Origin of the sequence: Burkholderia vietnamiensis LMG 10929, from assembly GCF_000959445.1 — a bacterium.
Lineage (GTDB): Bacteria > Pseudomonadota > Gammaproteobacteria > Burkholderiales > Burkholderiaceae > Burkholderia > Burkholderia vietnamiensis.
The window spans coordinates 262,434-277,629 of record NZ_CP009630.1; the positions used below are offsets into that span (position 1 = coordinate 262,434).

The 15,196-nt window shown below is 65.2% G+C and carries 5 protein-coding genes and 1 pseudogene; all 6 read right to left on the reverse strand.

Annotation, left to right across the window (positions count from 1 at the left end; all coding sequences use genetic code 11):
- Positions 1-89: 89 nt before the first annotated feature.
- Positions 90-10,895, reverse strand: a complete 10,806-nt coding sequence (locus AK36_RS34825; RefSeq protein WP_420897407.1) for a YadA-like family protein — start codon at positions 10,893-10,895, stop codon at positions 90-92.
- A gap of 360 nt (positions 10,896-11,255) precedes the next feature.
- A pseudogene (locus AK36_RS34710) lies at positions 11,256-11,387 on the reverse strand (ESPR domain-containing protein); the annotation flags it as partial.
- 1,084 nt (positions 11,388-12,471) lie between these two features.
- Positions 12,472-13,374, reverse strand: a complete 903-nt coding sequence (locus tag AK36_RS01600; RefSeq protein WP_045577705.1) for a hypothetical protein — start codon at positions 13,372-13,374, stop codon at positions 12,472-12,474.
- Positions 13,375-13,466: 92 nt separating this feature from the next.
- Positions 13,467-13,685: a hypothetical protein gene (locus AK36_RS01605; protein ID WP_006749916.1), complete on the reverse strand. Its 219-nt coding sequence runs from the start codon at positions 13,683-13,685 to the stop codon at positions 13,467-13,469.
- 210 nt (positions 13,686-13,895) lie between these two features.
- Positions 13,896-14,546: an NADPH-dependent FMN reductase gene (locus AK36_RS01610; protein WP_014724011.1), complete on the reverse strand. Its 651-nt coding sequence runs from the start codon at positions 14,544-14,546 to the stop codon at positions 13,896-13,898.
- A 288-nt stretch (positions 14,547-14,834) separates the two neighbouring features.
- Positions 14,835-15,140: an NIPSNAP family protein gene (locus AK36_RS01615; RefSeq protein WP_011880828.1), complete on the reverse strand. Its 306-nt coding sequence runs from the start codon at positions 15,138-15,140 to the stop codon at positions 14,835-14,837.
- Between the last annotated feature and the right edge of the window lie 56 nt (positions 15,141-15,196).

Consider the following 15,196-nt stretch of genomic DNA (forward strand, 5'->3'; position numbering starts at 1 on the left):
CGTCCTCAAAACTGGAGTTGACTGAAGCGCGCGGCACGCCGCACGCCGCCCGGCCGGTGGGCCGGACGGGCGGCGTGCTGCGCGACGGGTTACTTCCACTGATACAGCATGCCGGCGCCGATCACCTTCTGACCGCCGCTGAAGCCGCCGTTGATCGACGCCTTCAGGTTCTCCGTGATGCGTGCCTGCATGTTGACCGCCATCGCCTTCTGGCCGAGGAACGTCGACGTGCCGATACCCATCCCGAAGTTGGCGTCGCGGTCCATCTGCGGGATCGACGCCATCGCGCCGACGGCCGCGATGCCCTGCTTCGCCATCTGGTCAGTCTGCTGCAGTTGCGTGCCGAGCGAGTTGATCTGCGACTGCTGGCCCGACAGCGCGGTCGACAGCGTCGTCTGCACTTGCGTCAGCTGGTTCACGTTCACCGCGTCGGTGCCTTGCGTGCCCGGCGCGACGTTCGTGATCTGGCGCTGCTGCGTGTCGCTGCCGACCGACACCACGTTCGAACGGCCGCCGTCGCTCGAATTCGCGCCGATCGCCACCGAGTTCGAGCCGGCGGTGACGGTCGGGCGGTCGGTGCCGGTGCCGTTCATGTCGGCCGCGATGCCGGAGTTGTTCGCCGTACGCGCCTGGTTGTTGTTCACCGTCGTCGACAGCTGGTTCAGCGTGTTGCTGATGCTCGTCACGCCGGTCGACAGCGACGCCACCGTGCTGTTGGTCGAGCTGAGGCCGGTGGACAGCGAGCCGATGCCGGTCGAGGTCGACGTGGACAGCGACGTGAGGTTGCTGTTGGTCGAGCTCAAGCCGGTGGACAGCGAGCCGATCGCGGTCGAGGTCGACGTGGACAGCGACGTGAGGTTGCTGTTGGTCGAGCTCAGGCCGGTGGACAGCGAGCCGATCCCGGTCGACAGCGACGAGATGTTCGAGGCCGTCGACGTCGACAGGCTGCTGATGGCCAGGTTCGTTGCGTTGAGCTGGCTGCCGTTGACGGCGTCCGTGCTGGTGGCCGAGACGCGGCCTGCGGCGACGTTCGTGATCTGACGTTCGGCGCCCGGTGCGCCGACGCTGAAGACGCCCACCGGTGCGATGCCGCTGACCGCGTACGTGACGCCTCCGACCGTCATGCTCGACACCGCGACTGCATTGCTCGTGGTCGAGTTCGCGCCCATCGCGATCGAGTTGGCGACGTTGGCCTGCGCGTTCGTGCCGAACGCGAGGGCGTCGGTGGCCGTGGCCGCTGCGGCGGAGCCGTAGGCTTGCGCACCGGTGGCGCTGGCGACCGCGTTGCTACCGAGCGCGAGCGCGCCGGTGCCGGTTGCCGTGTTCGCGTTGCCGAGCGCCACTGCGCCGGTGCCGGTCGCCGTGTCGTTCGCGCCCATCGCGACTGCGCCGGTGCCCGTTGCGACGCTCGGGTCGCCGATCGCGACCGCGCCGTCGCCGCTCGCCGTGTTGCCGGAGCCGATCGACACCGCCTTGCCGCCGGTGGCCGATGCGTTCTGGCCGATCGCGACGGCACCGGCGGTTTGCGCGTTCGAGCCGTCGCCGACGGCGACGCTGCTCGCGCCGGCGGCGCTGGCGTTCACGCCGGCTGCGAGGGCGTTGACGCCCGTCGCGCCGTCGTTCGCGTAGTTGCCTTGCTGCGTGCCGTTGTCGTTGACGCTGAAGTAGTGCGTCTTCGCAGCTTCGATCGCGGTCGACGTCGAGGTGGACAGGGACGTGATCGAGCTCGTGGCCGACGAGAGGCCGGTCGAGGTCGAGGTCGACAGCGATGTCACCGTGCTGTCGGTGGAACTCAGGCCGGTGGAGAGGGAGCTGAGGCCGGTCGAGGTCGAGGTGGAGAGCGAGGCGACCGTGCTGTTGGTCGAGCTCAGGCCGGTCGACAGCGAGCTGAGGCCGGTCGAAGTCGAGGTGGACAGCGACGTGATCGAACTCGTGGCCGAGGACAGGCCCGTCGACGTGGAGGTCGAGAGCGAGGCCACCGAGCTGTTGGTCGAGCTCAGGCCGGTCGACAGCGAGCTGATGCCGGTCGAAGTCGAGGTGGAGAGCGACGTGATCGAGCTCGTGGCCGAGGACAGGCCCGTCGACGTCGAAGTCGACAGCGACGCGACCGAGCTGTCGGTGGAGCTCAGGCCGGTCGACAACGAGCTGATGCCGGTCGAAGTCGACGTGGACAGCGATGTGATCGAGCTGGTCGCGGACGAGAGGCCCGTCGACGTGGACGTTGACAGGGACGTCACCGTGCTATCCGTCGTGCTCAAACCGGTGGACAGCGAGCTGATGCCGGTCGAAGTCGAGGTGGACAACGACGTGATCGAGCTGGCGGCCGACGACAGGCCCGTCGACGTGGACGTCGACAGGGACGTCACCGTGCTATCCGTCGTGCTCAAACCGGTGGACAGCGAGCTGATGCCGGTCGAAGTCGAGGTGGACAGCGATGTGATCGAGCTCGTCGCCGACGACAACCCCGTCGACGTCGAGGTCGAGAGCGACGCGACCGAGCTATCGGTCGAACTGAGACCCGTGGACAACGAGCTGATACCGGTTGAGGTCGACGTGGACAGCGAACTGATCGAGCTCGTGGCCGACGACAGACCGGTCGACGTGGACGTCGAGAGCGAGGCCACCGAGCTGTCGGTCGAACTCAGGCCGGTGGACAGCGAGTTGATGCCCGTGGAAGTCGAGGTGGACAGCGACGTGATCGAGCTCGTGGCCGACGACAGACCCGTCGACGTGGATGTCGAGAGCGATGCCACCGAGCTGTCGGTCGAGCTCAGTCCGGTGGACAGCGAGTTGATGCCCGTGGAAGTCGACGTGGAGAGCGAGCTGATTGAGCTCGTCGCCGACGACAATCCCGTCGACGTCGAAGTCGAGAGCGATGCCACCGAACTATCGGTCGAGCTCAGACCGGTGGACAACGAGCTGATACCGGTCGAAGTCGACGTGGACAGCGACGTGATCGAACTGGTCGCCGACGACAGACCGGTCGACGTGGACGTCGAGAGCGATGCCACCGAGCTGTCGGTCGAGCTCAGGCCGGTGGACAACGAGCTGATACCGGTCGAAGTCGACGTGGACAGCGACGTGATCGAACTCGTGGCCGACGACAGACCGGTCGACGTGGAGGTCGACAGCGAGGCGACCGAGCTATCGGTCGAACTGAGGCCCGTGGACAACGAGCTGATGCCGGTCGAGGTCGACGTGGACAGCGACGTGATCGAGCTCGTGGCCGACGAGAGACCGGTCGACGTGGAGGTCGACAGCGAAGCGACCGAACTATCGGTCGAGCTCAGACCGGTGGACAGCGAGCTGATGCCGGTCGAGGTCGACGTGGACAGCGACGTGATCGAACTCGTGGCCGACGACAGACCGGTCGACGTGGAGGTCGACAGCGAGACCACCGAGCTGTCGGTCGAGCTCAGGCCGGTAGACAGCGAGCTGATTGAGCTGGTGGCCGACGAGAGACCGGTCGACGTGGAGGTCGACAGCGAAGCGACCGAACTGTCAGTCGAGCTCAGGCCGGTGGACAACGAGCTGATACCGGTCGAAGTCGACGTGGACAGCGACGTGATCGAACTCGTGGCCGACGACAGACCGGTCGACGTGGACGTCGACAGCGAGACCACCGAACTGTCGGTCGAGCTGAGGCCGGTGGACAACGAGCTGATACCGGTCGAGGTCGACGTGGACAGCGACGAGATCGAGCTGCTCGTGGACGAGAGGCCCGTCGACAGCGAGCTAATGCCCGTGGAGGTCGAGGTGGACAGCGAGCTGATCGAACTCGTCGCCGACGACAACCCCGTTGACGTCGAGGTCGACAGCGACGTCAACGAACTATCGGTGGAGCTGAGGCCGGTGGACAACGAGTTGATGCCCGTGGAAGTCGACGTGGAGAGCGAGCTGATTGAGCTCGTGGCCGACGACAGACCGGTCGACGTGGACGTCGAGAGCGATGCCACCGAACTATCGGTCGAGCTCAGGCCGGTGGACAACGAGCTGATGCCGGTCGAAGTCGACGTGGACAGCGACGTGATCGAGCTCGTGGCCGACGACAGACCGGTCGACGTGGAGGTCGACAGCGAGGCCACCGAGCTGTCCGTCGAGCTCAGGCCGGTGGACAGCGAGCTGATGCCGGTCGAGGTCGACGTGGACAGCGACGTGATCGAGCTCGTGGCCGACGACAGACCGGTCGACGTGGAGGTCGACAGCGAGGCCACCGAACTATCGGTGGAGCTGAGGCCGGTGGACAGCGAGCTGATGCCGGTCGAGGTCGACGTGGACAGCGACGTGATCGAGCTGGTCGCCGACGACAGCCCGGTCGACGTGGAGGTCGACAGCGAGGCGACCGAGCTGTCGGTCGAGCTCAGGCCCGTTGACAACGAGCTGATGCCCGTGGAAGTCGACGTGGACAGCGACGAGATCGAGCTGGTCGCCGATGACAGACCCGTCGACGTCGAAGTCGACAGCGAGGCCACCGAGCTATCCGTCGAACTGAGGCCCGTTGACAGCGAGCTGATACCGGTCGAGGTCGAGGTGGAGAGCGACGTGATCGAGCTGGTTGCCGACGACAGACCGGTCGACGTGGAGGTCGACAGCGAGGCCACCGAACTATCGGTGGAGCTGAGGCCGGTGGACAGCGAGCTGATGCCGGTCGAGGTCGACGTGGACAGCGACGTGATCGAGCTGGTCGCCGACGACAGCCCGGTCGACGTGGAGGTCGACAGCGAGGCGACCGAGCTGTCGGTCGAGCTCAGGCCCGTTGACAACGAGCTGATGCCCGTGGAAGTCGACGTGGACAGCGACGAGATCGAGCTGGTCGCCGATGACAGACCCGTCGACGTCGAAGTCGACAGCGAGGCCACCGAGCTATCCGTCGAACTGAGGCCCGTTGACAGCGAGCTGATACCGGTCGAGGTCGAGGTGGAGAGCGACGTGATCGAGCTGGTTGCCGACGACAGACCCGTCGACGTGGAGGTCGACAGCGAGGCGACCGAGCTGTCGGTCGAGCTCAGGCCGGTCGAGAGCGAGCTGATACCCGTCGAGGTCGATGTGGACAGCGACGAGATTGAGCTGGTCGCCGACGACAGCCCGGTCGACGTGGAGGTCGACAGCGAGGCCACCGAGCTATCGGTCGAGCTCAGGCCGGTCGACAGGGAGCTGATGCCCGTCGAAGTCGAGGTGGACAACGACGAGATTGAGCTGGTCGCCGACGACAGACCCGTCGACGTGGAGGTCGACAGCGAGGCGACCGAGCTGTCGGTCGAGCTCAGGCCCGTTGACAACGAGCTGATGCCCGTGGAAGTCGACGTGGACAGCGACGAGATCGAGCTGGTCGCCGATGACAGACCCGTCGACGTCGAAGTCGACAGCGAGGCCACCGAGCTATCCGTCGAACTGAGGCCCGTTGACAGCGAGCTGATACCGGTCGAGGTCGAGGTGGACAGCGAGGTGATCGAGCTGGTCGCCGACGACAGACCCGTCGACGTGGAGGTCGACAGCGAGGCGACCGAGCTGTCCGTCGAGCTCAGGCCGGTCGAGAGCGAGCTGATACCGGTCGAGGTCGAGGTGGAGAGCGACGTGATTGAGCTGGTTGCCGACGAGAGGCCGGTCGATGTGGAGGTCGACAGCGAGGCGACCGAGCTGTCGGTCGAGCTCAGGCCGGTCGAGAGCGAGCTGATACCGGTCGAGGTCGACGTGGAGAGCGACGAGATTGAGCTGGTCGCCGACGACAGACCGGTCGAGGTGGAGGTCGACAGCGAGGCGACCGAGCTATCTGTCGAGCTGAGGCCCGTCGACAGCGAGCTGATACCGGTCGAAGTCGAGGTGGACAGGGACGTGATCGAGCTGGTGGCGGACGACAGACCGGTCGACGTGGACGTCGAGAGCGAGGCGACCGAACTGTCGGTCGAGCTCAGGCCAGTCGACAGCGAGCTGATACCGGTCGAGGTCGAGGTGGACAACGAGCTGATCGAGCTGGTTGCCGACGACAGACCCGTCGACGTGGAGGTCGACAGCGAGGCGACCGAACTATCGGTGGAGCTGAGGCCGGTGGACAGCGAGCTGATCGAGCTCGTCGCCGACGAGAGGCCGGTCGAGGTGGAGGTGGACAGCGATGCCACCGAACTGTCGGTCGAGCTGATACCCGTCGACAGCGAGCTGATACCCGTCGACGTCGAGGTCGACAGCGAACTGATCGAGCTGGTCGCCGACGACAGACCGGTCGACGTGGACGTCGACAACGAGGCCACCGAGCTATCGGTCGAGCTCAAGCCGGTCGACAGCGAGCTGATACCCGTCGAGGTCGACGTGGACAGCGACGTGATCGAGCTGGTCGCGGACGAGAGGCCGGTCGACGTGGACGTCGACAACGACGTCACCGTGCTGTCGGTCGAGCTGAGGCCTGTCGACAGCGAGCTGATACCGGTCGAGGTCGAGGTGGACAGGGACGTGATTGAGCTGGTCGCCGACGAGAGGCCCGTCGACGTGGACGTCGACAGCGACGCCACCGAACTGTCGGTGGAGCTCAGACCCGTCGACAGCGAGCTGATGCCGGTCGAGGTCGACGTGGACAACGACGTGATCGAACTGGTCGCGGACGAGAGGCCGGTCGAGGTGGAAGTCGACAGCGAGGCCACTGAACTGTCGGTCGAGCTGAGGCCCGTGGACAACGAGTTGATGCCCGTCGAAGTCGACGTGGACAGCGAGGTGATCGAGCTGGTGGCCGACGACAAGCCCGTCGAGGTCGAGGTGGACAGGGACGCCACCGAGCTATCGGTGGAGCTGAGGCCCGTGGACAGCGAGCTGATGCCGGTCGAGGTCGACGTGGACAACGACGAGATCGAGCTGGTCGCCGACGAGAGACCCGTCGACGTGGACGTGGAGAGCGAGGCGACCGAGCTATCGGTCGAGCTGAGGCCGGTCGACAGCGAGCTGATCGAGCTCGTCGCCGATGACAGCCCCGTTGACGTCGAAGTCGACAACGACGCCACCGAACTATCGGTCGAGCTCAGGCCGGTGGACAGCGAGCTGATGCCCGTGGAGGTCGAGGTGGACAGCGACGAGATCGAGCTCGTCGCCGACGAAAGGCCCGTCGACGTGGACGTCGACAGCGAGGCCACGGTGCTGTCGGTCGAGCTGAGGCCAGTCGACAGCGAGCTGATCGAGCTGGTTGCCGACGACAAACCCGTCGACGTCGAGGTCGACAACGACGCCACCGAACTATCAGTCGAGCTCAGCCCCGTCGACAACGAAGTGATGCCGGTCGACAGCGACGAGATCGTGCTGCTGGACGACGACACCGTCGTCGACAGCGAATTCACCACCGAGTTGGTCGCGAACAGTTGCGAGCCGTTGATCGCATCGGTGCTGGTGGGCGTGATCTGGCCTGCCGCGACGTTGGTGATCTGGCGCGTGATGCCGGCGCTCGGGTCGCCGACGCTGACGGTGCTCGTCGGGTTGCCGCCCGCGAACGTGGTGGTCACGCCGCCGACGGTGCCGGTCGGCGTCGGGTTGGGCGCCGCGGTGACCGACCCGCTGCCGAGCGCGACGTCGCCGGCGTTGTTGGCGATGGCGTTCGGGCCGATCGCGACCGAGTCGGCGCCGAGCGCCTGGCTGTCGGCGGCCGTCGAATTCGCGTGGAAATACTTGATGCCCTGGCTGTTGATGCTGTCGATCGCGGAGCCGACGCTGTTCGCGGTGGACGTCGTGCCGTTCGCGTTGTACATCGTGTACGACGGAGCGGAAACCGCGCCTGTCGTCGGATCGTAGGCAGCGCCGCCGCCGAGCGCCGCGGCGGTGCTGTTGCCGAGATTGTCGGTCTTGGTCACGACCGTGCTCAGGCCGGTGGACAGCGAGCTGATGCCGGTCGAGGTCGACGTGGACAGCGACGTGATTGAGCTGTTGGCCGACGACAGGCCCGTCGACGTGGACGTCGACAGCGAAGCCACCGTGCTATTGGTCGAGCTGAGACCGGTGGACAGCGAGCCGATGCCGGTCGATGTCGAGGTGGACAGCGACGTGATCGAGCTGGTGGCCGACGAGAGGCCGGTCGACGTGGAGGTCGACAGCGAGGCAACCGAGCTGTCGGTGGAACTCAGACCCGTGGACAACGAGCTGATGCCCGTGGAAGTCGACGTGGACAGAGAGCCGATCGAGCTGGTCGCCGACGAAAGGCCCGTCGACGTGGAGGTCGACAGCGAGCTGATGGAGCTGGTTGCGGACGACAGGCCAGTCGACGTCGAAGTCGAGAGCGATGCCACCGAACTGTCGGTGGAGCTGAGGCCGGTCGACAGCGAACTGATGCCCGTCGAAGTCGACGTGGACAGCGAGGTGATGGAGCTGGTTGCGGACGACAGCCCAGTCGACGTCGAAGTCGAGAGCGATGCCACCGAACTGTCGGTCGAGCTCAGGCCGGTCGACAGCGAACTGATGCCCGTCGAAGTCGAGGTGGACAGCGACGTGATCGAGCTGGTTGCCGACGACAGCCCGGTCGACGTCGAGGTCGACAGCGAGGCGACCGAGCTGTCCGTCGAGCTCAGACCCGTCGACAACGAGCTGATACCGGTCGACGTCGACGTGGACAGAGAGCCGATCGAGCTGGTCGCCGACGAAAGGCCCGTCGACGTGGACGACGACAGCGACGTTACCGAACTATTAGTCGAGCTCAGGCCTGTCGACAACGAACTGATGCCGGTCGAGGTCGAGGTGGAGAGCGAGGTGATCGAGCTGGTGGCCGACGAGAGGCCGGTCGACGTGGAGGTTGACAGCGACGCAACCGAGCTGTCGGTGGAACTCAGACCCGTGGACAACGAGCTGATACCGGTCGACGTCGAGGTGGACAGCGACGTGATCGAACTCGTGGCCGACGACAAGCCGGTCGACGTGGACGTCGAGAGCGATGCCACCGAGCTATCGGTCGAGCTCAGGCCTGTCGACAACGAGCTGATACCGGTCGAGGTCGACGTGGAGAGCGAGCTGATCGAGCTGGTCGCGGACGACAGACCGGTCGACGTCGACGTCGACAGTGAGGCCACCGAGCTATCGGTCGAACTGAGGCCGGTCGACAGCGAACTGATGCCGGTCGAGGTCGACGTGGACAGCGACGTGACGGAGCTCGTCGCCGACGAGAGGCCGGTCGACGTCGACGTCGACAGTGAGGCTACCGAACTGTCGGTCGAGCTCAGGCCGGTGGACAACGAGCTGATACCGGTCGAGGTCGAGGTGGACAGCGATGTGATCGAGCTCGTTGCCGACGACAAGCCCGTCGACGTGGACGACGACAGTGACGTCACCGAGCTGTTGGTCGAGCTGAGGCCGGTGGACAGTGAGCTGATACCCGTCGAGGTCGACGTGGACAGCGACGTGATCGAGCTGGTGGCCGACGACAAGCCCGTCGACGTGGACGACGACAGCGACGTCACCGAGCTGTTGGTCGAGCTGAGGCCGGTGGACAGCGAGCTGATACCCGTCGAGGTCGAGGTGGAAAGCGACGTGATCGAACTCGTGGCCGATGACAAACCGGTCGACGTGGACGACGAAAGCGACGTCACCGAGCTGTTGGTCGAGCTGAGGCCGGTGGACAGTGAGCTGATACCCGTCGAGGTCGACGTGGACAGCGACGTGATCGAGCTGGTGGCCGACGACAAGCCCGTCGACGTGGACGACGACAGCGACGTCACTGAGCTATTAGTCGAGCTCAGGCCCGTCGACAGGGAACTGATACCGGTCGAGGTCGAAGTGGAAAGCGAGACCACCGAACTATTGGTCGAGCTGAGACCTGTCGACAACGAGCTGATGCCCGTGGACGTCGAGGTGGACAGCGACGTGATCGAGCTATTGGCCGACGACAGCCCCGTCGACGTGGAGGTCGAAAGCGACGTCACCGAACTGTTGGTCGAGCTCAGGCCGGTGGACAGCGAGCTGATACCCGTCGAGGTCGAAGTGGAAAGCGAGCTGATCGAACTGGTTGCCGACGACAGACCCGTCGAAGCCGAAGTTGACAGCGACGTGATCGAGCTGGTGGCCGATGACAAGCCCGTCGACGTGGACGACGAAAGCGACGTCACCGAGCTGTTGGTGGAGCTCAGGCCGGTGGACAGCGAGCTGATGCCGGTCGACGTCGAGGTGGACAGCGAGACCACCGAACTATTGGTCGAGCTGAGACCCGTCGACAACGAGCTGATGCCCGTGGAAGTCGACGTAGACAGCGATGTAATCGCGCTATTGGCCGACGAGAGGCCGGTCGACGTCGACGACGAAAGCGACGTCACCGAACTATTGGTCGAACTGAGGCCCGTGGACAACGAACTGATGCCGGTCGAAGTCGACGTAGAAAGCGAAGTAATCGAACTACCAACCGTCGACAGCCCCGTCGACGTCGAAGTCGAAAGACTGCTGATACTTGACGTCGTCGTGCTGGCGACCGAATAGAGCTGGCTTCCGTTGACCGCATCGGTGCTGCCGGAAGTCACGAGCCCGGCCGCGACGTTCTGGATCCGCCGCTCCGCGCCGGGGCTGCCGATGCTCACGACCCCCGCGGCCGAGCTCGTGCCGGCGAACCCGGTGAACGTCTGCGTGCCGACCGTCGCGCTGCCGACGGCCCCGGTGCCTGCCGTCGTCGTACCGCTCGTGCTTGTGGTCACGGCGTTCTTGCCGAGCGCGACCGAGCCGGCGACGTTGGCCGTCGCGCCGTTGCCGAGCGCGGTCGCGCCGCTGGCCGCCGCGGTCGCGGCGGAACCCAGCGCCGTGGCGTCGGTGCCGGCCGACGTGACGACCGAGTTGGCGCCGATCGCAACGCCCGACGTCGCCGCCGCATCGACATTGGAGAACCGGCCGATCGCGATCGCGTTCGTGCCTGCCGCGACCGCACCGCCCGTGCCGCTGCTGTTGCCGCCGCCCAGCGCGACCGAACTGATGCCCGATGCCGTCGTGTCGTTGCCGACCGCGGTCGCGCCGGTATTGAGTGCCGTGGAGCCGGAACCGATGCCGATCGAGCTCGAGCCGGTGGCCACGGAACGCTGACCGAATGCCTGCGAATAGTTGCCCGACGCTGTCGCGTTCGCGCCAATCGCGATCGAGGTTGCGCCGCTGGCCGTCGTCGTGCTGCCGGCGTTGCCGCCGATCGCGATCGCCTGCGACCCCGACGCGACGACGGAGCCGCCGAACCCGCCCGCACTGTACTGCGCGTGCGCGACGTTGCCGACGGTCGCCCCCGCGACGAGCGCCACTGCCGCAACAGCCTTCGCGACGGCGGATTTGTTCGGCTTACCCCGTGCCGAGTCGTGTTCCGAGGCCGCGACCCAGGCGCCGAGAGCTTCGTTCCAGATCGAGCGGTATGTGCGGTTCATGTCCTGCTGCCTCCAAATAAGCGCGCCACACACACCGCCTTTCATTAGACGAATATTTCGTGCGCTCGCGCGAAACTCTTAATCGATGCGCGAATTTTATTTGAGGCGTTATTTGTAAATTGACAAACAGTGATAAATGTAGCGCGTGGAAGTTTAAAGAATCGTTAATGCATCGCGATTTGATGTATTGATTAACAACCAACCCTAAAGTATGAGGAATTGTTTTTGTAAAGTGCCGGAGGTCTGATGTTCGCGCATAAAAGTCGTGTGAAATCAATGGTTTGTATGGGTTGTTTGTGCGATGACGCGCATTTTGGCCCCGGAAAGGCAGGAGGAATTGAATAGCAAACGTTTGCGCATCGCATGTTTCTTTCTGTTCTGTAATGCGACCACGATGTCGATCTACAAGAATATGAACATATTTATCAATTCGCTATTTTAATATCATGAGTGGCATTTTTATTATGTCGTTAATCATGGGAGATAATCGATTGACGACGCGGGGCGAGCCGTCGCGATATGCTGATTTGCGCATCGCGCCGCCCGCGCTGGTCCGTCGGGCGGGCTTCCGGCAGCGCTCACTATCAGTCGATGACAAAGAAACCGCTGCAGCGCAATCGCTCGCTAATTGAGAGCACATGTTGAAACGATCCTATTGATCGTGTTCCATATGGCGGGCAATTGAGCGATTCGGCTAATCGCCGATGGGGGCAGCCGGAGGCTCCAACCGCTCGGCTGCGCGAAGCCACCGGCGGGCGCGAAATTGTCAGATCATCGCCGCCGCGTCCGGGCCGACTGTCCACGGCGCAACTCCGTTACGAGGAGCGGCAAGCCGAGCAGCGAAGTGGAAACGCGAGTAGGAACGGCGATGCGCCATCGCATTCGAAACGGCCGTGCGGTAATGGCCGCGCACTGACCGGCATCGTGTCGCGCGCGATGCGACCCGGCCAAATCGGGAACCGTGCGTTTTTGCTCCGGGAGCAAGCCTGCAAACGTTGCGCGGCGGGCACAGCATGAGCCGGACGACACCACGATGGCGCCACCTGCCGCCCCGTTGGCCAGCACGAATCGCCGGCGGTCCGCGGCCGCGATACTCGTTCGCCGCAGAACCGCCCCGTCGCAACGACGCCTATTTCCGCAGAAAGCGCAGCGCGAGCCGCGCCATGCGCGGCACGAACGTCGGGCGCAGCAGCCGCTCGTCGTACCCGGCCATGCGTCGGTCGTTCTCCGTCAGACACAGCTCGATCAGCTCGCACGGGTCGAGTGCGTCGCCGATTTCGGCGGTGCTCGTCGCCGGAAAGTTCGCGTCGTGCGCCACGCCGTCCGTATCGATCCCGCGCGCGATGCCGATGCGCTCCCATATCAGGAACGCCCATACGGCGACGACACGGGCGAAGAACCACGGTCGTCGCCACCACGGCAGATTGCGCCAGTACCACGCGTACCAGTTCACGAAGAACAGGATGTGACGGCCTTCCTCCTGGATCACCGGTTCGAACGTCTCGACGAGTTCGGCCGGGAAATAGCCGGAGCGCTGCGCGGAGCGGAACAGCCCGAACGCGAAGAAGCTGTCGATGCATTCGCTGAAGCCGGTCACCATCCACGACCACTCCGCGTCCTTCGGCGCCGGATACGGCGGTTCGGGCGCAAGCTCGATGCCGTATGCGGCCACCAGCTTCGACAGCACGACCTTGTGGCGCGCTTCCTCGCCGCCGTCCATGTCGAGTGCGCTGCGCAGTAGCGGATCGTCGACGGTTGCCGCGAAGGTGGCGACGCGGACCGACGCGCGGCCTTCCGTCTGCACGGCGATGTCCCAGATCGGCAGCGACGTGAGCCGCTTGAGCGCGTCGGGTTTCAGCGGCGGCCAGTCGATGACGGCCGGTTTGTATGGGTTGTGCGTATCGAGGAGCATGCGGCAGAACATCCGCTTGTGCGCATCGGAACCGATCTTGACCGGACCTTGACTCTCGAAGGTCCAGTGGCGCATGGCGTGATCTGCCGCTGCATGTTGTTCCTGCAGCGTGTCGGACATGGCTATTGTTATACGATTACAAGACGAAAGATTCTTGCATAGCTTTCGTCAGCGCGTATTTTCGTGCGGTCCGGCGCTGCCGCGCATCGCGCTCACGCCTGCGTGTCGACCCACAGGCGTCCCCAGCGGGATGCATACGCGAGCGCGTGTTCCTCTTCGAAAAAGAAATCGATCGCGTCGAACGACACGGCGCGCGGCGACGGGCCGCCGCTCGCCTTCTCGATCGTCAGGTTCGCGGCGAACAGCCCGTTCGGCAGACGGGCGGCGGCGGGGGCGACTTCGTAGCCCTTGTAGCGGATCGTGCGGTTCATGGCTCGCGCGTGGAAGGTACGGGCTTTCAGCGTACGAAAACCCGCGCCGCGCGTGAACCAATCTTTCGGCCAATGCTAATCACGCGGTGAGCCGAATCGTTATCGGCTGGGGGAGTCGCGAACGGCGGGAGCATCGCGGCGGACGCCGCTTGAACGTGCGAACGCCGCGCGCGCGGCGAACGTCGCCTGCCGCGCGCGGGCGGTGTGCGGTTACTGGTTGGCGATCTTCAGTACGGGCGCGAGCGCGTCGACCGATGCAGCGTGCGTGGCCGCGCGATGCGACGCGAACGCGAGCGCGAATTCAGCCGCCTGCGAGCCGACCGTCTCGAGCTGCGCGACGACCTTCGGGTCCGAGCAGCTTTCGGCGCTCTCGAAGCGCGTTTCGAGCGTATTGACGGTCGCACCGAACGGCGTCGGCCAGCCGCGCAACGCATGGACGATCGACCGCAGCGACGTGAGCACGGTGCCGGCGGCCTGCCAGCCGTACGCGGTGACGATCAGGCCGACCGCGCGGCCGTCCAGATACGGGCGCTCGTCGGCGCGCAGTTCCTCGAGCGTGTCGAGCGCGTTCTTCACGAGGCCGGACACGCCGCCGTGATAGCCCGGCGTCGCGATGATGATCGCGTCGGCCTCGCGCACGGCGTCGATCAGCTCGCGCTGTGCGTCGGTCAAGGCCTTGTGCTCGGGGGCGTAGTGCGGCAGCGTGTGCAAGAACGGGCCGTCGAACAGGCGCGTGCGCGCACCGGCCGCCTGTGCGCCGCGCAGCGCGAACGACAGCGCGCGCTCGGTCGACGATGCGGCCCGGGTGGTGCCGCCGATGCCGACCACGAACGGCCGGCGGTGTTGATCGAATGCAGTCAAGGGGCGCTCCTTGGGGATGGTTGCCCGGCTAAGCGCAGGCTTAAAACCAGATGGTAACGACCCCGCCGCCACTCTGAAAACGACTTTTCGTTCTATCGATATGCGATGCGCGCAGGTCGCGCGCGGATGCGGCGCCGCAGATGGATAGCAGAAATGCTTGGTTGGGACGCCATGCCGGGCTCGATATGATGAGCCCGTCTCCTCCATGATGTCTCTACTGACATGGGTTGGCCCCGCCGCGCGGATGCAGGCGGGGCTTTTTTTCGTCCGGCGCCGCAAAGGCGCGGCTTACTCGAACACCGGCCGGAAGAAGCTGCGCTCGTAGCTGACGATGCAGCGCGTTTCCTCCGCGTAACGGAACGCGGCCTGGCATGCCGGGTCGGCCTTCGAGCGTTCGCGGTAGCGCTCGTATTCGGCAAGGCTCGGGAACGAGAACATCGCGAGCGCGATGTTGCTCGCGCCCTCGGACGGCAGGAAGTAGCCGTGATGCGTGCCGCCGAATTGCTCGACGAGCGGAATCCACATCTTGCCGTAGGTTTCGAACTGCTCGAGTTTGTACGGATCGACGACGTAACGAAGAAAGCAGGTGACCATGGGCGCTCGCAGGGCGATGAACGAGCAGCGAGCATGGAATGCGCGGCCGGCCGTGT